The following is a 20,118-nucleotide window of genomic DNA, read 5'->3' on the forward strand; positions in this document are numbered from 1 at the left end:
TTTTGCGGCTGTTAAAAACCCCCTTAGTTAAAAAAATACAGACGATGTTAATAAAGTGCTAATGATAGCGCTTTCATACCCTCTTTTTCGGTAGCTATAATTATCTTGTAAGTACTTTTTAAAGGGGGAACTAATGATGAAGAAAAGTAAATTACTATCTCTGATGCTTGCTGTTGTCATGCTTATGCTTGTTGCAGCTGGTTGCAGTGACAGCAATAGTGAGGTAAGCGTGGGGATCGTCTTACCTACGAAAGATGAGCCTAGATGGGTGCAGGACGAGCAAAGATTTAAGGATGCTTTAAAAGGAACGGATTACACGACTGAGATTCTGTTCAGCCAAGGATCTTCTGCAAAAGAAAAAGAAAACGTTGAAACATTGATCAACAAAGGAATCGATGTTCTTATCATCTGTCCACAAGACGGTGATGCAGCAGCTGCGGCAGTAGAAGCAGCGAAAAAGGATGACATCACGGTTATCGCGTATGACCGTTTGATCACGAATACAGACGCGGTTGATTATTATGTAACGTTTGACAGCTTGGCAGTAGGTGCTGCACAAGGTCAATACTTGATCGACAACGCTAAAGGATCTAACACACCGCTTTACCTTTATGCTGGAGCGGCTTCTGATAATAATGCATTTTTATTCTTTGAAGGAGCTTGGAAAGTACTTCAACCTAAGATTGCTGATGGGACATTCAAGATCGCTAACTCTAGTGAAGCTGAAGCTTTAAAAGATAAAGCTGAACTTTCTCGCGATGAGCTGAGCAAGATCATCGGCCAAGTAACAACGAACTGGGACGCAAACGAAGCGAAGAACAAAGCGCAAACACATTTGACAGCTGCTAAGGCAGACTTGAAAGGTGATGTTGCGATTCTAGCTCCAAACGATGGAACAGCTCGTTCGATCGCAGATGTATTTGGATCAGACAGCGCGGTTTCTAGCTACCTCGTAACAGGACAGGATGCAGAGAAAGCTTCTATCCAATATGTGATTGATGGCAAACAATCGATGACTGTATTTAAGGATGTTCGTACACTTGTTAAGGATGCAATGGGAATGGCAGTTGAGATCCTTGATGAGAAGAAGCCAGAAACAACAGGTTCATACGACAATGGAAACGTGGAAGTAAAAGCAAAACAAACGAACGTAATCGTTGTAAACAAAGACAACGTTAAGAAAGAACTAATTGATTCTGATTATTATAAAGCCGACGATTTTACAGGGCTTGAATAAGAAAATAGCAGGACGAGAAATAGTGATAGATTCTACGTCTATCACTATTTTTCACAATGAAGACAGTGGAGTGGCTAATTGGAGGGATCATGATGAGCGGATATATTTTGGAGATGAACGAGATCTCCAAATCGTTTACCGGAGTGAAAGCGCTCAGTAATGTAAATTTTAAAGTAAGAAAAGGCGAGATACACTGTTTGATCGGGGAGAACGGAGCAGGGAAATCCACGCTGATGAAAGTGCTAAGTGGGGTTTATCCTTATGGAACGTATGAAGGAGACATCGTGTTTGAAGAAAGTGTTCAGCAGTTCAATAAGATTAGTGACAGTGTTCAAACCGGCATCGTTATCATCTATCAGGAGTTAGCTTTATTTCCGGATCTCACGGTTTATGAAAATATTTTTGTTGGAAACGAAGTTAAACGTGGAAACTTGGTGGACTGGAATCAGACGATTGCTGAAGCAAAGAAAATGCTGAAACGGGTGGGGCTCGATGTTAATCCTGAAACACTTGTGAAGGACTTGAGTGTAGGAAAGCAGCAGTTGGTCGAGATCGCCAAAGCGTTAAGTAAGGACGTTAAGTTGCTTATTTTGGATGAACCGACTGCCGCACTGAATGAGGATGACAGCGAGAATTTGTTAAAACTCCTAGGTGAGCTTAAGAAACAGGGCATCACGAGTATTATGATTTCACACAAGCTAAAAGAAGTCATATCGATTGCTGATCAAGCGACGGTCCTGCGTGATGGCAAAACAATCTGTACGCTCGATGCTTCTAAAGGAGAAATATCAGAGAACATGATCATTAAAAATATGGTCGGACGGGATATTGATGATATTTATCCGAAGAGACCAGATAAAAAGATCGGTGAAACAATACTCGAACTGAATGATTGGTCTGCTTATAGTACCGAGCTTGGCAGACATGTGTTAAGAGACATCGACTTTCATGTAAAAAAAGGGGAAATCGTCGGAATCGCTGGGCTTATGGGCTCAGGACGAACAGAACTTGCACTAAGTGTGTTTGGAAATCCGAAAAATTACAAACTAGAAGGTCAACTAAAAGTCTTAGGTGTGGAAAAAACGTTCAAGCATACGAGTGACGCGATTAAGTCAGGCATCGCTTATGTCACAGAAGACCGAAAAGGTGATGGGCTGTTTCTCATTCAAGATATTAAGAACAACATAACGGCGGCAAATCTTAACGAAGTCGCTGATAAGGGCATCATCAACGAGAATGAAGAGGTAAAAAGAGCAACAGAATACAAGAGGTCCATGTATATTAAAGCATCCTCACTAGAGCAAACGGTCGGTAACTTGAGTGGAGGAAATCAGCAGAAGGTATCACTCGGAAAGTGGCTGTTCGTTGGGCCAAAGCTATTGATTTTGGATGAGCCTACTCGTGGTATCGATGTAGGTGCCAAATTTGAGATCTATACGATTATGAACCAATTAATCAGCGAGGGTATGAGTATTATCATGATTTCTTCTGAACTTGGTGAAGTGCTGGGAATGAGTGATCGTGTCTACGTCATGGCTGAAGGAAGAATGAAAGGCGAGCTGCCGATTGAAGAAGCCAATCAAGAAAACATCATGCAGCTTGCAACGCAATAGGGGGTTAACACATGGGATTTATTAAAGAAGCAAGAATGTTAGTGAAAGAGAATATCCGTGATTATGGGATGTATATCGCTTTGTTTGTGATTATGCTTACCTTCTCCATCATGACGGATGGGCTGTTCATGTCATCACGTAATATTAGTAATCTATTAGATTCTACTGGTTATATCGCTGTACTCGCAGTAGGAATGACACTTGTTATCGTTATTCGTCATATCGATCTATCTGTCGGGTTCGCAGCAGGATTTCTTGGTGCGATCGCGGCCATTCTTTTAACAAAGATGGGGCTGCCTATCTATGTGACAATACCGGTGATTCTGGTGCTTGGAATCGTTATTGGTCTGTTTAACGGTTTGTTGATCGCCAAATATGCAATCCCTTCGTTCGTAGCTACGCTTGCCGGAATGTTGATTTTCCGCGGTGCGCTTTTACAAGTAACGGAAAAAACAGGAACAATTATTATCAAAGACGATGCGTTCAACGCGATCGGCAACGGATTTATTCCTTCTCTTATGATCGTAAACGGCTTGCATCTTTTATCTTTAATTCTAGGTCTACTATCGATATTACTGTACATTTATAGCGAGATCTCTACTCGTCGGAACAAGATTAAATATCAGTTCGACGTTGTATCTAAAGGGATATTTACGTTTAAACTCATTTTTGTTTCAGCGATTATCGCCTATGTAACTTGGATCCTAGCAGGTTATAACGGCTTTTCTTGGACCGTTGTTATTATGCTTCTTGTCGTTGTAGCGTATCATTTCTTAACGACGAAAACAGTACTTGGCCGTCACATTTACGCAGTAGGAAGTAACCCAGAAGCTGCACATCTCAGCGGAATCAATGTAAATAAAATTACGTACATGGTGTTTGGTTCTATGGGAATGCTTGCTGCACTTTCTGGTATTCTTTTTACTTCGCGTCTTCAATCGGCTACAACAACAGCAGGAACGCTTTTTGAGCTTGATGCGATTGCAGCAGCATACGTGGGTGGTGTATCGTCAGCCGGTGGTGTCGGAAAAGTAACGGGTGCCATCATCGGTGCCATTGTTATGGCTTCCTTATCAAGCGGGATGAACCTTCTTGGGGTTGGGGTTTCCATGCAGTACATGATTAGAGGTGGAGTGTTAGTTGCAGCAGTATTGTTTGATGTGATGACACGTAAAAAGAGAGGATAAAACTTAAACTCGTAGTTCGTTAAAAGTGGAGACATCGTGATAAAAGATGTCTTCACTTTTTTAACTCTTATACGTTTAGCATATACCTATAATTGGAAAATAGGTAAGCGTTTGCATCAAGTATCTTATGATAAAATAAGATTAGTAAATTATCGGAAAAAAAGGGGATACTTCACTTGCGCAAAGCTGGGATAATCGTTCTAAGTTTCATATGTATCTTCCTCAGTTATTTAACGTTTACAACGGCACAAAAAGCGTTTCAATCTGATTGGAAACTACCTGTAGCTTCTTCTCATAAAGAAGATCGTTTTCGTATTGTTCTTATTACTCAAGAGTTAGATACGCCTTTCTGGGATAAGGTTGGAAAAGGTGCGGAACAACAAGCTCAAAAAAGTGGAGCAAGTCTTGAAGTATGGGGAAGCTACGGCAAGAACCAGGATGATTTTTTGAAGAAGCTTGAGATTGCTATTCAGTCAAAAGTAGACGGCATTATTGTACAGGGACTTGATACAGATCGTTTTAAAGAATTGACGAAGGTTAAAGCGGCGTTTTATGGCATTCCTATTATTACGGTAGGTAATGACGTACCTAAAGCAGAAAGCCTCCGAAAAACATACGTAGGTTCTAATCAGCACTTAGCAGGAATGATGATCGCTAAACTCATGTTGTCTGACATGGGGCAAGAAGGGCAAGTGATTTTATTAAGCGATAGCCAAAAGGAGTATTATCAGGAAGAGCGGCTTTCAGGCATTAAAGAAGTGCTTCAAAGCTTTCCTAACGTAAAGACGGTTTATGCAGAAACACCTGAGACGAGAGAGCAAGTTATTGCAAAAACAAGAGACCTTTTGAATCAGTATCCCGAGGCGGACGGCTTTATTGCCGTGAACGCTAATACGGCTGGGGCCATGATTCAGGAGATTGGTAGACGCGGACAAGTAGAACCCTATTTTATTTATTCTTTTGATGATGGATCTGAATCGATCACATTACTTAATCAAAAGAAGTTGGATGGTGTGATTGAGCAGTCACCGGAGATGATGGGAAGAAAAAGTGTAGATGTTTTGATGCAGTGGCTGAAGAACGAAACCGTTCCTCTTGATGCGGATGGTTATTCTAGTGAAATTCGAATGATAAAGGCGATGGATGAGAGATGAACAGAATACAGAAAAAAATATGGATGCTCGCATCAGTCGTTCTGATCATCATGGCTATTATTTGGATAGCGCTTACCTACTATAATCAACAAACGCAAAATCAATACAATGACATTCTGCAGCGATACTTGAGCATGAATGAAGTTACAAGCAGCAGTCAACAAGTGGTGACAGATCTCAATAATTACTTGCTGGATCCCTCTGAAGAAAATGTAGATAAACTCAATCAAAGCAAAGTAAAACTTAACGAGGCAAAAGGGGAAATCGGAAAGCTAAGAAACTCTGAAAATGAATTTGCACTCATGAATTATATGAATCTTATTGATAGTTTGATCGAAACAACAGACCGCTCTCTTATGTTCTACGAAGAATCTGACACCGAGACCTCAAACAAAGAATTCACCGAAGCGACGCGTCTCTCAAAATATATTTCAGAAATGACCCTTACCTTGATCGATACAGAGCTAAGGACTTACGACGTATTTTATAGAGGTATCATCGATCAGTCTGCAGAGTTTAAGAAATTAGGAATCTGGCTGATGCTTCTCATCACACTTGTGTTGCTCGTAATTACGTATTGGTTTAGTTTAAGTATCACAAGACCTGTGCAGCAGTTAACACGTGCAGCGAACGAGCTGTCTGCGGGAAAGTTTGATAAAGAGATCAAAGTTGAATCGAATGATGAGATCTCATTTCTTGCTCAAACCTTTAACCGAATGCGCATCAATATTAATAATCTGTTTCAGGAAATACAGCAGAAGGCGCAGCTTGAGCATGAATTGCAGCAAAACAAGCTTCTGTTGCAAGAGAGTCAGCTTAAGAATCTACAAAGCCAGATCAATCCGCACTTTTTATTTAATACGCTGAATACGCTCTCAAAAAAGGCCTACTTGGAAGGATCAGAAGAAACGAGTGATTTACTTGTAAGTGTGGCTGGTCTTTTAAGATACAACTTAAAGTGGTTAGATAAATCCGTTACGCTTCAAGATGAAGTGATGGTAATTCAGCAATATATGAACATTCAAAAAGCAAGGTTTACTGACCGGCTGACGTTGCACCTCGATATTGATCAGTCTTGTTTAGAGGTTCAACTTCCTGGCTTGACTCTGCAACCCATAATTGAGAACGCCGTGATCTATGCAGTTGAACCAAGAGAAGATGGCGGACAGATCTGGCTTCGAATTATAGATGACGATAACATGGTGATGATTGAAGTGGAGGACGATGGCCCTGGTATTCCTGAGAATATTAGGAGACAGATCTTAAACGGTGAGCTGATCGAGACGAATCGTGCTTCAACAGGTATAGGGTTTACGAATGTTGTGAAACGGCTCCGACTTTTTTATGGTATGGAAAACTTGATGGATATTCAAAGTGAGATGGGTGCAGGAACGAAGGTGTTAATAAGAATTCCTAAGACGAGGGGGATTGAACAGCATGCTCAAACTCTTGATCGTTGATGACGAGCAGATTGAACGAGAAGGGCTACAAGTGATTCTGCAGAAGGCATTTCCTAATCTCGAGATTCATGAAGCGAAAAATGGGAAGGTCGCTGTACAAGTTGCGGCGGAATTAAAGCCTGACTTAGTGATGATGGACATTCAGATGCCAGGAATGAACGGACTAGAAGCGATTCAGCAGATTACATCCACGAATCCTTTTATTAAATTTGTGATGATTACAGCTTTTGATATGTTTGATTATGCTCGTCAGGCGATCAAACTAGGGGTGAAGGATTATTTATTGAAGCCAAGCAGAGTGAGCGAGATTGAGGAAACGGTCGGGAAAGTCTTAATGGAAATTGCAGAAGAGCGCAGATCTCTCAAGGTTTTGGAAAGTACGTTACCGCTCGTGGAAACAGATGTTGTCACACAGCTGTTGTTTGATCATGTACATGACGTCCATCTGGATATGCTTGTTGATATGCTCGACATTTCTTCCACTCATGAATCATTTGTGATAAGTATTCTACTTCCACAAGGGGGAGAAAACCTTTATTCGTTGATCAAAGAAAAGGTTAGGAAATCGGCGAGTGGGTGGGTTGGAGCATTGTATGGCCACCAGCTTCCTATTATCGTTTTTCGTAAACCAGACTGTTCGTTCCGTTCTCAAGCCATTTCTCTTGCAAAAGATATTCTCTCACTGCAAAAAGTAAATTCAGATGATGGATGGTTTATCGGAATCGGAAATGTGTGTCATTCTTTAGATCAAGTTCGGCAGTCCTATCAAGAATCTCTTATTGCTACGATGGATTCCTCCTTGCCTGTTAAATATCGCTTTTATCATGATGTTCCAGTGCTTGGGAGTACAGAGGACAGACCTCAATCCAAGCAGCGTGAAAAACAGTTCTTGGATGAGATTAGGTTAGGAAAGTGGAATGAAGTTCATAAGAATGTAATGGATCTCATCAAACGGTGCGAAAATGATGCGGTGGATTTGCTCCAAACGCAGCAGCGTGTTCTCGAATTGCTCTGGGTCACAGCAAGAGTGATGAGCGAGATGGGAGTGGAGACAGAAACGCCTTTCTTTTCCTATCAATCTCAAGATTACCGTCAGCTTCGTTTTGAATCAGAACATTTATTAAAACAGATGCGGACTTCATACGAAGAGCATTATGAACAGCTTGAGGCGGATACGATTCATCAGATCAAACAATATATCGTAAAGCATTCGCATGAAGACATCTCTCTTGAGACGTTAGGAAGAAAAGTGGGGATGAGTCCTATCTATATCAGTAAGATGTTTAAAGAAAAACTAGGAATCAACTATATTGATTTTCTGACAGAATGCAGGATTGAAAAGGCGAAGAAACTGATGGCAGATCCAGAAAAAAGCTTAAAAGAAATCACGTTTGAGGTTGGATATCACGAACCTAACTATTTCAGCAAAGTGTTCAAAAAAATGGTTACGCTTTCACCTACAGAATATCGTAGAACTGTTCTTGGAAAAAAAGGATGAAGGTACGTAAAGGAGTATCATTCATGAGAAACATTATAAATTGTGTATGCCTCGTCCTGTTATTCATAGCCATGATATGTGCTTCCGGATGCGACAAAGTCAGTACGAGTAATGAGACACTTGGAAAAGCGATTTCTTCTAAAAATGAAAAAGTGGGCAGCGAGACAACGGAAGAGGAAAAGATTAGAATCGGTTTTTCCATGGATACGTTATTGGAAGAACGGTGGCTCAAAGACAAAGAACTCTTTAAAAAAGCCGTAGAGAACCTTGGGGCTGAAGTAGAGATTCTTGCAGCCAACGGTGATGATTCTTTGCAGATTGCACAGGCTGAAACACTCATCCAAAATGAGGTTGACCTTCTAGTCGTTGTTCCTCATAACGCTGAAGCTATGGCGGCGATCGTAAAAAAAGCACATTCAGCAGGGATTAAGGTGATGGCATACGACCGCCTAGTCAAAAATGCAGACCTTGATATGTACGTATCTTTTGACAACGAAAAGGTAGGCGAGCTTCAAGCTCGAGCGATAACAAAGCTCGTTCCGAATGGAAAGTACGTGTATATAGGAGGAGCTGAAACGGATAACAATGCTCATCTGTTTAAAAAAGGGGTTTTCCGAGTTCTGCAGCCTTTGATTGATAAAGGGGTTATCACGGTCGTGTACGATCAATGGTCCAAAGACTGGACGCCTGCTAATGCTTTTAAAAATATGGAGTCAGCGTTGAAAGCTAACAACAATGAGATTCATGCGGTAATTGCAGCAAACGATGCTACTGCGGGTGGTGTCATACAAGCGCTTGGAGCACAAGGGCTCGCAGGGAAGATTCCGGTAGCTGGACAAGATGCCGAACTTGCTGGCGTGCGGCGGATCGTGCTTGGAACTCAAGTGATGACGGTATATAAACCGATTCAGGCTTTATCAGAGAAAGCTGCAGAATTGGCAGTGAAGATGGCAAAAGGCGAAACGATAAAAGTAGAACGAAAGATAAACAACGGTAAAATGGAGGTTCCTTCTGTTTTGTTATCACCGATTGCGGTTGATAAGGGGAATCTTGAAGTAACGATTTTTCGTGATGGATTCCATTCTAAAAGTGATGTTTATGAGAATCAGCAATAAATCAGTCTCCGTGATTTTCATATGGCGCGGGGCTTTTTTGTTGAATAAAGATTGTGTCATTCTCGCCAGGTGCCCATAACATGTTAGTAAACGATATCTAAGGAGCATGTTATGTATAACCATTACAATTATAGAGTAACTCCGAGTGTTGTTGCGTTCGCTAAGGGAGATGTGACTGGAGATCGTGTACCAGACGATGTATATCTAACAGGTACGAAGAGTCAGGACAGCCCATTCATTGAGAACATTACGCTTTTTGTGAAGAATGGGAGAACAGGTGCACAGACAAGAGTACCTCTTTCTGACAATGCTGGATACAATCCAACTTTGTTTCTGGGAGATTTTACAGGTAACGGTGTTTCAGACGTGTTGGTCAGCATCAATTCTGGTGGCAGCGGAGGATTCATGTATCATTATGTGTATTCGTTTGTAGGGAACACACCGCAAGAGATGTTTAATTTCAACGCTTACAATGCTGCTTATGAATATGATGTGATCTATGAGAATAACTACAAAGTTCGAGTTGTTAGTAAACGTAATAAGAAAACGTATATCATTGATCTATCAAAACGAGACAAAGAGTATTTAATTGAAATATATGATGTGAACGGAAAGTTGAAGAAGCCAATTACCGGCTTTGTGAATCCATTAAGTGGTCTCTATCCAATCGATTTTGATTCCAATGGAATTTACGAACTTTCGGCTTATCAAAAGATTGCAGGCTTATATAACGCAGACGCTCTAGGGTATGTGGTGAACACGCTTGGATGGGAGAATAATCAATTTGTTCTTCAGAATCAATACGTAGCGATTTCTGGAACGTAATAAAGAGATCTAGCCTTTTCTTTTTAAAAGGCTAGATCTCTATTTGCTTATGCGTTCATGCTATAGATGGTCCATGATAAGTAGGTAGCAAACGAACTCCAGAGAAGATAAGGGATGAGTAGCCATCCTGAAACTTTCCTTAATCGACCGGCATATATGACTAAAAGTAAAGTCGTCACTGCGATCAATAGTGCGTCGATGCTCGCTGCGAACAAATCTTTTTGTGTAAATTGAAAATATCCGAAAGCTTGGTTGAATACATAGTTGACAGCGAATAAAATCCAAAAGCCGATTGGTTTAAAACCGTATTGATTGTAGATAAGTGTAGCTGATAGTGCGATTAAAAAGAACAAAACAGCCCATATAATACCAATTGTTTGTCCTGACGGCGTCCATGATGGCTTGTTCAGTGCATCATACCACTCGCGGTCGATTGGAAACAGAAAACTGGAAACATAGAACAGAGCAAAGATGATGACAAAGACTGCAATACTGGATTTTTTCATGCGTTACCTCCTGGGTTGTAGTGGGATTCGTGTAAGCAATTGTCTATATTTCTTAGAAGTATACTGTTCCCTTTTTAAATTATTCTTTAAACCAGAAGCGTATTTTTTGCATTTGGAAACAGAGGGTATTATTATAATAGTTACTTTAAAAAAGAAAGTCATAATTAGGGCTATTTCATAGATAGTAATGTATGTGGTTGCCTGCAAATCCCCCAGGAGTCTCGCATCTTGCACTCCAGTCAACTTTCATGGGAGTTTTAAGAAAAAGTGATAAAAGCACATTACTATTTGAAAAAGCTCAATAAAAATAATGAGGTGGTAGACAAACATGATGAATAAAAAATATGCACCATTGTTTGAATCTTATCGTTTTAAAAATGGAGTTGAACTTAAGAACCGTGTTGTCATGGCACCGATGACAAACTTTTCTTCAAATGAAGACGGAACTGTAACAGATGAAGAAATTCGCTACTACGAGCGCCGTTCTGAAGGTGTTGGAATGGTGATTACAGCTTGTACGAATGTTACGGCTAACGGTAAAGGATTTCCGGGAGAGTTCGCTGGAGATACGGATGAAATGATTCCGAGTCTTCGTCGTTTAGCTTCTTCCATAAAAGCAAAAGGATCAAAAGCGATTCTACAAATCTTTCATGGTGGTCGTGAAGTACCGCCTGAGCTTGTTCCGAACGGAGATGTTGTAAGTGCGAGCAATATTCCTTCAGCTGAAGGAAAACCTGTGCCACGCGAACTGACTTCAGAAGAAGTATCTTCTATCATTCGTGATTTTGGTGAAACCACTCGACGAGCGATTGAAGCGGGTTATGACGGTGTTGAGATCCACGGTGCGAATGGCTATCTGATTCAGCAGTTCTTTTCGCCACACGCTAATCGCCGTGAAGATCAATGGGGCGGCTCATTAGAAAAACGTATGGCGTTTCCTTTAGCGGTTGTAGATTCAGTGAAAAAAGCAGTAGCTGAATATGCAGATGACTCATTCATCGTAGGCTACCGTTTCTCACCAGAAGAACCTGAAACACCAGGAATTACGATGGCTGATACGTTAGCACTCGTCGATGCACTCAGTGCTAAGAAATTAGATTATCTTCACGTTTCGGTAATGGATTTCTGGTCTGAACCTAGACGAGGAGTTGAAGATACACGTTCACGCATTGAGATTATTAACGAAAGAGTGGGCGGTCGTGTACCTGTTATGGGAGTAGGTTCAATCTATACAGCAGATGATGCGATCAAAGCATTAGGATCAGGAGTACCTTTGATTGCTCTAGGTCGTGAATTAATCATCGATCCAGATTGGGTACAAAAGATCGAACAAGGGAAAGAGTCTGAAATCGTAACGAAACTTGATAAAACAAAGCAATATGAACTAGTAGTACCAGATCCGTTATGGAACGCAGTCTTAAATGCACCAGGTTGGTTCCCAGGAGTTTAATAAAAGATATAAGAAAAAGCAGGAGCTGATCCTGCTTTTTTTATTTTGTAAACACAACAAAGTTTACTTTCAACAGGTGTGGGAAGAGATAGAGTAGACATAAGACTGGGAGGCAGATTGAATGAGTAAAACTATATTTATAACAGGCGCAGGAAGTGGATTAGGAAAAGGTGCCGCAATCGGACTCGCTAAAAAAGGGCACGCAATCATCGCCACAACTGAAACGACATCACAAAAAACAGCCCTTTTAGAAGAATCTAAGGATCTAGGTCTTGATATTGAGGTGTTCAAACTTGATATTACAAATGAACGAGATTTAAAACAAATAGAGAAATATGACTTTGATATATTTGTAGCAAATGCAGCGATCAATGAGGGAGGCCCATTAGCCGAAGTTCCGATGGACCGTGTTCGTGCACTATTTGAAGTTAACGTATTTGCTACGCTAGAATCCGTTCAGCTAGCAGCGAAAAAATTCGTCGAGAAGCGTAGCGGGAAAATTATCTTTTTAAGTTCTATGGCAGGTATATCAGCGACACCATATGTTGGCCCGTATACGGCAACAAAGCATGCGATTGAAGGAATTGCTCAAACGATGCAGGCTGAGCTTCAAGAGTTCGGTGTAAAAGTGGCAACCATCAATCCAGGTGCTTATGCAACAGGCTTCAATGATCGAAGTGCAGAAGAAAAATACAAATGGTATGACCCCGAAAAGAATTTTACAAGAAGAGAAGATATGAAGAAGCAAGAAGAGAAGCTGAAGAATCAATATGATCCAGAGGACATGATCGAGAAAATGATTGACATCATCCCAGCTGAGCAACACCATTTCCGAACTGTTCACCCACAGGAAGTAGAAGAACAGTTAAAGAAAACGGAGAAAGAACGTTGGGAAATGAAAATATGAAGTAATCAACATCTGAGGAGACCCTGATGAAAAGTCAGGGTTTTTTGAGTTTTGTTTAAGAAAATACTATAGTTAGATACATATATAACGGGATAGTAGGGATGTTGGAATATGAAAAAAATAATTGTTATCGGGTCCGGAATTTTAGGAGCGTCTACCGCTTATCATCTTAGTAAATTTGATGTAGACGTTCTATTAATCGATAGAAAAGATAGTGGACAAGCGACAGATGCAGCAGCTGGCATCGTGTGTCCGTGGCTATCTCAGCGTCGTAACAAAGCTTGGTATCAGTTAGCAAAAGGCGGAGCGCGGTATTATCCTGAACTCATCAAGATGCTCGAGGAAGACGGTGAAATCGATACGGGATACAAACGGGTAGGCACACTGAGTTTACATGCAGATTCTGAGAAACTCGAAAAAATGGCAGAACGAGCTCTAAAACGTAGAGAAGAAGCTCCGGAAATTGGTGAGATCACGATTCTTTCTCCTGAAGAAACGAAGAAACGCTTTCCACCCTTATCCGATGATTTCGGATCGGTCTTCGTAAGTGGTGGTGCTCGTGTAAACGGAAGAGCGATGCGTGACGCTCTGTTGAACGGAGCTAAGAAAAACGGAGTGCAAATCCTCAAAGGAAATGCGCGCCTGCTTCATGAAGGAAACAAGGTTTCTGGTGTTTCTGTTAACGATCAAACCATTCTCGCTGATCAAATTATCATAACAGCAGGAGCATGGTCGAATGAGATCTTAAAGCCACTGGGAATTAACTTTAAAGTAACACCACAAAAAGCACAGATCATCCACTTGGGTTTGCCTAAAACAGATACAGCTGATTGGCCAGTGGTGATGCCGCCGACAAATCAGTACATCCTCACTTTTGATGATCGTGTCGTTGTAGGAGCAACACATGAAGATGAAGCGGGTTTTGATAAACGAGTAACGGCAGGTGGTATTCATGACATACTCTCAAAAGCCTTAGCTGTTGCACCTGGCCTTGCAGAAGGATCACTTCTTGAGACGAGAGTAGGCTTTCGTCCGTTCACGCCAGGTTTTTTACCTGTTATCGGGCAACTTCCTAATTTTGATAACATCTTGGTCGCGAACGGCCTCGGTGCATCAGGGCTTACAAGTGGACCATACTTAGGAGCTGAACTTGCGAAACTTGCATTAGGAAAGTCTACAGAACTAGATATATCTAACTATGATGTTTCAGGTGCTATTGAATAATTAAGAAAAGACAACTTTCACTTAAGTGAGTTGTCTTTTTATATGGTACTCCCAATCGGTTTTAGGCTGAAATACACCAGGTACTCATTGACAGCATCTATATCATAGATTTTTTTGTTAATGAAAAATTTAAAGATTAAGTCGTTTGTATCACTGTGAGATAGTGAGTATCCTGCACTTTCCAGAAGTTCTTCTGTATCATCTTCGTCCAATTCCAAACCAAGAGCCAGCGCAAGTATTGTAATTTTTCTTGGTCGATAATCTGATTTAGAGCGAATCTTAGAAAAATGCTTTCGATCTAAGCCAGCTTTCTTATATATATCTGCGTCGGTTACACCTTTTTCATCAATCAGTTGAAAAAGTTTTTCCTGCAGCGTTGGCTTTTTGTTGTGATGAATAAACGCATCTAACTCAAAACGGAGACTGTTTTCTTCTAAACATTCCTCCATCATTTTAGAAGACTGACAACCTTCTAATTCCATTATGAAATAATCATTCAGGTAGGTTTCTAATTCTAATAAAAGTTTTTGATCAAGCATATCCGACCAACTCCTAAAATGTCGCTTCACAGGCGACCATTTGCTGAATCTTTCTAGCTATGATTATAGCATGACAAATGTTAGGAGATGGTTAAGGATGAACAAAAAAATAACAGAAATCGTATTTTTACTTGATCGAAGTGGTTCGATGTCAGGACTGGAGAGGGATACTATTGGAGGGTTTAACTCGTTTATAAAAAGGCAAGTTGAACGTAAGGGAAAAACACTTCTTACGACCGTTTTATTTGATGATCAGTATGAAATTCTATGGAATGGTGTAGCTGCAGAACAGGCGCATCTAACGAGCGAGGACTATTATGTACGCGGAACTACAGCGCTTTTAGATGCTGTAGGCAAAACCATATTGGATGTGGGTTACAGGCTATCACGCACTGAAGAAAACGATAGACCAGGTAAAGTGATCTTTGTGATTACGACAGATGGAATGGAAAACGCGAGTTCCGAATTCACACACGAAAAGGTAAAGAACCTTATTGAACATCAGCAAGAGAAATACAATTGGGATTTTATTTTTATGGGTGCAAATATTGATGTGATTGCTGAAGCGAAAAATCTTGGTATTAAAGAAGAAGATGCATTTCGTTTTGAAGCTACCGATGAAGGTGTAGAAAATTTATATGCCATGATGAGTGAAGAAATCATACAGCGAAGAAATAAATAATCTGACCATCAGACAGTCTCCATATACAGGAGAGTGTCTTTTTTTATGTCATCATAAACAACATATTGCATATATTGGAAATATATAGTACATTACATATGTAATGCACTATAGTGGTAAGTTGGAGGTGAAGTACATTTGCTGCTAAATGCTGATAGTATGAAACCGATTTATGTTCAGATTTCAGAATGGCTCGAGAACGAAATCTTGAACGAATCGATTTCAGCAGATGAAAAAATATATTCGCAATATCAACTAGCTGAGATGTTTAATGTGAATCCGGCTACTGCTGGTAAAGGCATAAACTTATTGGCTGACGATAATGTTCTTTATAAGAAAAGGGGATTAGGGATGTTTGTTGCGGCGGATGCAAGAAAAATTATCCTCGGTAAAAGAAAGAGTTCTAAGCTGCATTCACTTGTAACCGAATTAACCCAAGAAGCCATTCAGTTGCAAGTCGAAGAAGAAGAACTGATAACAATGATCAGAGATATGCACCAAAGAATAAAGGAGGAGCAATCATGAATGTTGTCGTTTGTCATGATCTGACTAAGCAATATGGTCGATCCAAAGCGATTCAAAATATGAACTGCCGTATAGCAGAAAACAAGATTACTGGTTTGATCGGAAGGAACGGAGCAGGAAAAACAACATTATTAAAAATAATGGCAGGTTATCTTCATCATTCTGCAGGTGACATACAAGTCTTTTCTGAAAATCCGTTTAATAATCTTAAGGTTTCGGCAAATACAATCTTCATCGATAACGAGATGAGTTTTTCACAAGGGTTAACATTAAAAGAACTGCTTGAAACAGCGGGGAGCTTCTACACAAATTGGAACCATGACTTAGCTTTAAAATTATTTGATTATTTTTCTTTAAATCATAATCAATATCACGGAAATCTCTCAAAGGGCATGAAGAGTACGTTTAATATGATTGTTGGTTTAGCTGCCCGCTGTCCACTGACCATCATGGATGAACCAACAAGCGGGATGGATTCTGCGACACGTAAGGATTTTTACCGAGCGTTATTAAAAGAATACATCGCATATCCGAGAACGATCATTCTTTCAAGCCATCTATTAGATGAAGTAGAAGATCTGTTAGAAGAGGTACTACTCATTAAGTCTGGTGAAAAATGTCTTCACCTACCCATCGATCAACTAAAAGAGTACGCGATTGGCGTGAGAGGAAAGACGGTTAACGTAGAAAAGTGGACTGAGAAAATGGAACCCATTTCCATGCAAGAGATCGGCGCAAATATGTCATATGCGGTCATAAGAAACGATCGTTCATTACAAGAGTTAGAGGATGCTAGACAGTTAGGGTTAGAAGTTACGCCAGTTTCTGCAGAAGATATTTGCAGTTATCTAACAAGTAAAACAAAAGGTGGGATCGATCATGTATTTAGCAGAGGTTAAGGCTTGGGACATCGTGAAGAAACAATACCGCTATAAGCTGAAATCATACTTTGGTGTTTTTACATCATTAATCGTGATCCAGCTGCTGGCCATTCTTTTTTCTTTTAATGGAACGGGGTCGGGAAGTGGCTCCTCAAATTCAATACAATATGATTTTTACTATTACACAAGTGACATCATCCTCATTTTTATGATGATTTGGGCGTTCATAACAGCCATCATCATAACAACGAGAGCGTATCGTTATGATGATTTTTCGTTTGTGACTAATCGTACCATCAGTCAAGTTTCAAACATTCTATTTCTTTTAACGGCTAGTATTTTTGCAGGCATAACGGTATATCTTTCTACTCATCTATTTCAGATCTTAGCGTTTTACTTCAAAGATAATTATTCAATCATCGTTGATTCATTAACAGTTACTGAATTTGTCATGGGAATGATTACGTCCATTCTTTATATTTTTCTGTTTGCTTGTGCAGGGTATCTTGTTGGTATTTTAATTCAGCTTCATAAAGGTTTCTTGTTAATTATTCCTACTATCTTGTTTGGCGGTTTAATTTTGGATGGAATTGGTGGCGATCCAGAATTATTTGTAAATATAACAAGGTTTTTTGGAGAAGAAACATCATTTATTCTGTTCATTTGTAAAATTACTCTCGTTTCGTCCCTTTTACTGCTAGCTAGCCTTGGGATTTCTAACAGAATGGAGGTAAGAAAATGATAATTATATCTTTCTTGCCAATTTTAATTGTGTTTATTATCGTCGCTTTTGGAATTGGAATCATGAGATCAAACACTAAAGTAAGCTTAGGAACAAGAAAAATTCGCGGGATCCTTGGCGGATATACATTTATTCTAGCGATTGCTACAGTTATTTCACTAAGCATCCTTCCAGACCACAAGAATGATCAAAAGGTAGCTACAGCAGCTGAAATGAACAAAATAGAAAACGCTCAAAACAGGGCAGTAAACAATTTGTATTCAGGAAATCTAGATGACCTTGATAAAGCATTTTTTGAAAAGAAGAAGTGGTCTTTCTCTACTGATAAAAAATCGTTAGACATTGTTTTAACAGAGGGGGAAACAGGCATTATGAGTGTTTTTGCTGAGCGAAAAAGCGCAAATGATGGGGAGATTGAAGCCACTTACTATGTAGGAAAATCTTATATCGATGGCGTAGATTTCACAGACAAAGTGCATTCGCCAGAGCTTTTGTTGAACGAACAACAGCTAACCATAAATAATCCCACTTTAGTGACAGTTAGTTTCTCTAGGTTTTCACCAGGCTTTGCATACAGCCAGTTCTCTAAAGGTGGACACTTTAGTCAAGAAAATCGTAACTCTGTGATCGGCCGTGATTTTATTCTTTTAAAAGTACCTAAGGATATTGAGATAAATGGTGATATTAGCTGGATAAACGAATAGAGGGGAGCTTGTTACGTTGAAGAACCAAAATACATTACTAGACGCCTACAAAAATGCAAAATACCAAGTAACCGGACACGGAAAAAGAGACATTTCTGTTCTGTTAGATTCTCTTTCAAATCAAACCGGGCAGGAAGAAAGTGATATGTATGGCAGTGGCCACATCATTGATAGCTTTCAAGAAAAGATGGCTGCTTATTTAGGAAAAGAATCTGCTGTATTCTTCCCGAGTGGGACGATGGCTCAACAGATCGCCATGCGTATTTGGTGTGATGAAAAGGGTATCCAAAAAGTTGCGTATCATCCACTATGCCACATGGAGATTCACGAAGAAGATGGTTTGAAAGAACTTCATCATATTGAACCCTTGCTGCTTACTGATGCTAATAAGATCATCAAGCTCGATGACGTTGTCAACATGATGGAGGACGTTTCTTGTTTACTACTGGAACTTCCTCAACGAGAAATCGGGGGGCAGCTGCCGAGTTTTGAAGAATTACAAGCTATTTCTGATTACTGCAGAGAAAAAGGAATTAAACTGCATCTTGACGGAGCAAGATTGTTTGAAATACTTCCCTATTATAAAAAGACGGCAGCTGAAGTTTGTGCACTTTTTGATAGTGTATATGTTTCTTTTTACAAAGGGATCGGTGGAGTTGCTGGTGCAATCTTAGCTGGGCCAAAAGACTTTACTGAAACATCAAAGGTTTGGAAAAGACGACATGGCGGTGACTTGATCAGTCTATATCCATATATCTTAAGCGCAGATTTTTATTTCGATCAGCGGGTTGGAAAAATGGAAGAGTACTATGAGGGTGCAAAGGAATTGGCAACGCTCTATAACGAGTGTGAAGGTGTACGTACACTCCCGATAACGCCAGTTTCAAACATGTTTCATGTCCATGTCCAAGCACCACAGAATGAAGTGGAACGCATTTTTGCAGACACTTATGGTGAAAGTGGAGTTGGATTAACAGGACATCTTCGAGAGAATGGTGAGAATAGCTGTTTCTTTGAAGTAAGCATAGGTGACAATTATTCTACAGTACCTAAAAGTAATTTAAAACAGACGTTCACACTGCTAAACAAGAAGTTGAAGACAAGAGCTTCAGTATAAATAATAACGTTGTAACTAAGGATAAAACAGCAAAGAACTGCTAATCATAGCAGTTCTAGCTTGTTCTAAAACTTAGTTATTCTCTGGATCCGTATCGTCGTTATAAGCACCTGGTGCTTGTTTCGCGTTAAACGTCCAATCCACTTTAAGCTTGTCTCCTTGGAACTGGTTTTGATCTTCGCCATTATTTACGAACTGGAACAATACGAACATTTTTTCTTTCTCACCTGGAGGAATACCATCAGGACGCTGAACTGTACCAACGAATTCATCAATTGCTGTTAGATCAGGTTGTTGTTCTTTAAGTTGGGCTAATGTTGTCTCAACAACAGGAACAGTTGCACTGCTCGTGTTGTACATGATTGTAATCTTAATGTGGTTTGCTAGATCATCTGTATTATCTGATTTTGCATCTTCAACTGTATATTTCGTATCTAGTAGTACTTGATAGATGTCTAGTGAACCCTTATTCTCAAACGTAAATTCACGGTACACTTCATCGCCTGGTTTGATGTTGTCAATGTTAACCACAGCGTTTGGATTGATGGAAAGATCTAACGTACCTGCAGCGAAAGTGTTCTTCGTTTCAAACGTGTCACTAAAGTAAGCGAACGTTCCTCCTCCCATTAAAGATAAACCTAGTGCAGCTGTCATAACGCCTTTGCTAATTGTCTTCGTAAACCCCATTCTTCTCAACCTCCATAGATATGTAATATAAATTTATTAAACTCGTATGTATGATTTAAATACAT

Annotated in this window: 20 protein-coding genes; 17 read left to right on the forward strand and 3 right to left on the reverse strand. The window is 40.0% G+C overall.

The features are described 5' to 3' along the window. Positions 1 to 133: 133 nt before the first annotated feature. The 8 genes from IHV10_RS17140 (at position 134) to IHV10_RS17175 (ending at position 10,089) form a co-directional block, all read left to right on the forward strand. A complete protein-coding gene (locus tag IHV10_RS17140; RefSeq protein WP_066390871.1) occupies positions 134 to 1,237 on the forward strand; it encodes a sugar ABC transporter substrate-binding protein in 1,104 nt (367 codons plus the stop codon). A 92-nt stretch (positions 1,238 to 1,329) separates the two neighbouring features. Continuing rightward, positions 1,330 to 2,850 (forward strand): sugar ABC transporter ATP-binding protein, encoded by a 1,521-nt coding sequence (locus IHV10_RS17145; protein ID WP_197132307.1) that lies wholly within the window; start codon positions 1,330 to 1,332, stop codon positions 2,848 to 2,850. 11 nt (positions 2,851 to 2,861) lie between these two features. Next, a complete protein-coding gene (locus IHV10_RS17150; protein WP_197132309.1) occupies positions 2,862 to 4,037 on the forward strand; it encodes a sugar ABC transporter permease in 1,176 nt (391 codons plus the stop codon). A 176-nt stretch (positions 4,038 to 4,213) separates the two neighbouring features. Then, positions 4,214 to 5,191, forward strand: a complete 978-nt coding sequence (locus IHV10_RS17155) for a sugar ABC transporter substrate-binding protein (RefSeq protein ID WP_197132311.1) — start codon at positions 4,214 to 4,216, stop codon at positions 5,189 to 5,191. Then, positions 5,188 to 6,651, forward strand: a complete 1,464-nt coding sequence (locus IHV10_RS17160) for a sensor histidine kinase (protein WP_197132313.1) — start codon at positions 5,188 to 5,190, stop codon at positions 6,649 to 6,651. Before IHV10_RS17155 ends, IHV10_RS17160 begins: the two co-directional genes overlap by 4 nt. Then, positions 6,629 to 8,149, forward strand: a complete 1,521-nt coding sequence (locus IHV10_RS17165) for a response regulator (RefSeq protein ID WP_197132315.1) — start codon at positions 6,629 to 6,631, stop codon at positions 8,147 to 8,149. The genes IHV10_RS17160 and IHV10_RS17165 overlap by 23 nt, the downstream gene beginning before the upstream one ends. A gap of 23 nt (positions 8,150 to 8,172) precedes the next feature. Continuing rightward, positions 8,173 to 9,264, forward strand: a complete 1,092-nt coding sequence (xylF, locus tag IHV10_RS17170; RefSeq protein WP_197132317.1) for a D-xylose ABC transporter substrate-binding protein — start codon at positions 8,173 to 8,175, stop codon at positions 9,262 to 9,264. A gap of 111 nt (positions 9,265 to 9,375) precedes the next feature. Next, positions 9,376 to 10,089 (forward strand): VCBS repeat-containing protein, encoded by a 714-nt coding sequence (locus IHV10_RS17175; RefSeq protein WP_197132320.1) that lies wholly within the window; start codon positions 9,376 to 9,378, stop codon positions 10,087 to 10,089. A 47-nt stretch (positions 10,090 to 10,136) separates the two neighbouring features. Here the strand turns inward: IHV10_RS17175 and IHV10_RS17180 are convergent, their stop codons facing one another. Next, a complete protein-coding gene (locus tag IHV10_RS17180) occupies positions 10,137 to 10,595 on the reverse strand; it encodes a TspO/MBR family protein (RefSeq protein WP_197132323.1) in 459 nt (152 codons plus the stop codon). Between the two features lie 328 nt (positions 10,596 to 10,923). Here IHV10_RS17180 and IHV10_RS17185 point away from each other — a divergent pair, with 328 nt between their 5' ends. The 3 genes from IHV10_RS17185 to IHV10_RS17195 all read left to right on the forward strand — a co-directional run bounded on the left by IHV10_RS17185 (position 10,924) and on the right by IHV10_RS17195 (position 14,176). Further along, positions 10,924 to 12,045 (forward strand): NADH-dependent flavin oxidoreductase, encoded by a 1,122-nt coding sequence (locus IHV10_RS17185; RefSeq protein WP_197132326.1) that lies wholly within the window; start codon positions 10,924 to 10,926, stop codon positions 12,043 to 12,045. Positions 12,046 to 12,166: 121 nt separating this feature from the next. Next, complete coding sequence (locus IHV10_RS17190) at positions 12,167 to 12,952, forward strand: SDR family oxidoreductase (RefSeq protein ID WP_197132329.1); 786 nt, start codon at positions 12,167 to 12,169, stop codon at positions 12,950 to 12,952. Positions 12,953 to 13,063: 111 nt separating this feature from the next. After that, complete coding sequence (locus tag IHV10_RS17195; RefSeq protein ID WP_197132332.1) at positions 13,064 to 14,176, forward strand: NAD(P)/FAD-dependent oxidoreductase; 1,113 nt, start codon at positions 13,064 to 13,066, stop codon at positions 14,174 to 14,176. Positions 14,177 to 14,214: 38 nt separating this feature from the next. Here IHV10_RS17195 and IHV10_RS17200 read toward each other — a convergent pair whose 3' ends face one another. Then, positions 14,215 to 14,715, reverse strand: a complete 501-nt coding sequence (locus tag IHV10_RS17200; RefSeq protein ID WP_197132334.1) for a hypothetical protein — start codon at positions 14,713 to 14,715, stop codon at positions 14,215 to 14,217. Between the two features lie 97 nt (positions 14,716 to 14,812). Here IHV10_RS17200 and IHV10_RS17205 point away from each other — a divergent pair, with 97 nt between their 5' ends. The 6 genes from IHV10_RS17205 (at position 14,813) to IHV10_RS17230 (ending at position 19,366) form a co-directional block, all read left to right on the forward strand. Then, a complete protein-coding gene (locus IHV10_RS17205; protein WP_197132337.1) occupies positions 14,813 to 15,397 on the forward strand; it encodes a vWA domain-containing protein in 585 nt (194 codons plus the stop codon). A gap of 138 nt (positions 15,398 to 15,535) precedes the next feature. Continuing rightward, complete coding sequence (locus IHV10_RS17210) at positions 15,536 to 15,922, forward strand: GntR family transcriptional regulator (protein ID WP_197132340.1); 387 nt, start codon at positions 15,536 to 15,538, stop codon at positions 15,920 to 15,922. After that, positions 15,919 to 16,821 carry an ATP-binding cassette domain-containing protein gene (locus IHV10_RS17215; RefSeq protein WP_197132343.1) on the forward strand — a complete coding sequence of 301 codons (903 nt, stop codon included), beginning with the start codon at positions 15,919 to 15,921 and terminating at the stop codon, positions 16,819 to 16,821. Before IHV10_RS17210 ends, IHV10_RS17215 begins: the two co-directional genes overlap by 4 nt. Continuing rightward, positions 16,802 to 17,545 carry a hypothetical protein gene (locus IHV10_RS17220; RefSeq protein ID WP_197132346.1) on the forward strand — a complete coding sequence of 248 codons (744 nt, stop codon included), beginning with the start codon at positions 16,802 to 16,804 and terminating at the stop codon, positions 17,543 to 17,545. The genes IHV10_RS17215 and IHV10_RS17220 overlap by 20 nt, the downstream gene beginning before the upstream one ends. Continuing rightward, positions 17,542 to 18,249 (forward strand): hypothetical protein, encoded by a 708-nt coding sequence (locus IHV10_RS17225; RefSeq protein ID WP_197132349.1) that lies wholly within the window; start codon positions 17,542 to 17,544, stop codon positions 18,247 to 18,249. Before IHV10_RS17220 ends, IHV10_RS17225 begins: the two co-directional genes overlap by 4 nt. A gap of 16 nt (positions 18,250 to 18,265) precedes the next feature. After that, complete coding sequence (locus tag IHV10_RS17230; protein ID WP_197132352.1) at positions 18,266 to 19,366, forward strand: threonine aldolase family protein; 1,101 nt, start codon at positions 18,266 to 18,268, stop codon at positions 19,364 to 19,366. Positions 19,367 to 19,438: 72 nt separating this feature from the next. Here IHV10_RS17230 and IHV10_RS17235 read toward each other — a convergent pair whose 3' ends face one another. Then, a complete protein-coding gene (locus IHV10_RS17235; RefSeq protein WP_197132355.1) occupies positions 19,439 to 20,053 on the reverse strand; it encodes a TasA family protein in 615 nt (204 codons plus the stop codon). Positions 20,054 to 20,118: the final 65 nt, after the last annotated feature.

Origin of the sequence: Fictibacillus sp. 5RED26 (assembly GCF_015903895.1) — a bacterium.
In the GTDB taxonomy this organism is placed as follows: Bacteria; Bacillota; Bacilli; order Bacillales; family Fictibacillaceae; genus Fictibacillus; species Fictibacillus phosphorivorans.

Excerpts from the sequence above, each read along its gene's own strand:
- IHV10_RS17140 (WP_066390871.1), top strand. The coding sequence starts at position 134 with ATGATGAAGAAAAGTAAATTACTATCTCTGATGCTTGCTGTTGTCATG.
- IHV10_RS17145 (WP_197132307.1), top strand. The coding sequence starts at position 1,330 with ATGAGCGGATATATTTTGGAGATGAACGAGATCTCCAAATCGTTTACC.
- IHV10_RS17150 (WP_197132309.1), top strand. The coding sequence starts at position 2,862 with ATGGGATTTATTAAAGAAGCAAGAATGTTAGTGAAAGAGAATATCCGT.
- IHV10_RS17160 (WP_197132313.1), top strand. The coding sequence starts at position 5,188 with ATGAACAGAATACAGAAAAAAATATGGATGCTCGCATCAGTCGTTCTG.
- IHV10_RS17165 (WP_197132315.1), top strand. The coding sequence starts at position 6,629 with ATGCTCAAACTCTTGATCGTTGATGACGAGCAGATTGAACGAGAAGGG.
- xylF (WP_197132317.1), top strand. The coding sequence starts at position 8,173 with ATGAGAAACATTATAAATTGTGTATGCCTCGTCCTGTTATTCATAGCC.
- IHV10_RS17175 (WP_197132320.1), top strand. The coding sequence starts at position 9,376 with ATGTATAACCATTACAATTATAGAGTAACTCCGAGTGTTGTTGCGTTC.
- IHV10_RS17180 (WP_197132323.1), bottom strand. The coding sequence starts at position 10,595 with ATGAAAAAATCCAGTATTGCAGTCTTTGTCATCATCTTTGCTCTGTTC.
- IHV10_RS17185 (WP_197132326.1), top strand. The coding sequence starts at position 10,924 with ATGATGAATAAAAAATATGCACCATTGTTTGAATCTTATCGTTTTAAA.
- IHV10_RS17190 (WP_197132329.1), top strand. The coding sequence starts at position 12,167 with ATGAGTAAAACTATATTTATAACAGGCGCAGGAAGTGGATTAGGAAAA.
- IHV10_RS17195 (WP_197132332.1), top strand. The coding sequence starts at position 13,064 with ATGAAAAAAATAATTGTTATCGGGTCCGGAATTTTAGGAGCGTCTACC.
- IHV10_RS17200 (WP_197132334.1), bottom strand. The coding sequence starts at position 14,715 with ATGCTTGATCAAAAACTTTTATTAGAATTAGAAACCTACCTGAATGAT.
- IHV10_RS17205 (WP_197132337.1), top strand. The coding sequence starts at position 14,813 with ATGAACAAAAAAATAACAGAAATCGTATTTTTACTTGATCGAAGTGGT.
- IHV10_RS17215 (WP_197132343.1), top strand. The coding sequence starts at position 15,919 with ATGAATGTTGTCGTTTGTCATGATCTGACTAAGCAATATGGTCGATCC.
- IHV10_RS17220 (WP_197132346.1), top strand. The coding sequence starts at position 16,802 with ATGTATTTAGCAGAGGTTAAGGCTTGGGACATCGTGAAGAAACAATAC.
- IHV10_RS17225 (WP_197132349.1), top strand. The coding sequence starts at position 17,542 with ATGATAATTATATCTTTCTTGCCAATTTTAATTGTGTTTATTATCGTC.
- IHV10_RS17235 (WP_197132355.1), bottom strand. The coding sequence starts at position 20,053 with ATGGGGTTTACGAAGACAATTAGCAAAGGCGTTATGACAGCTGCACTA.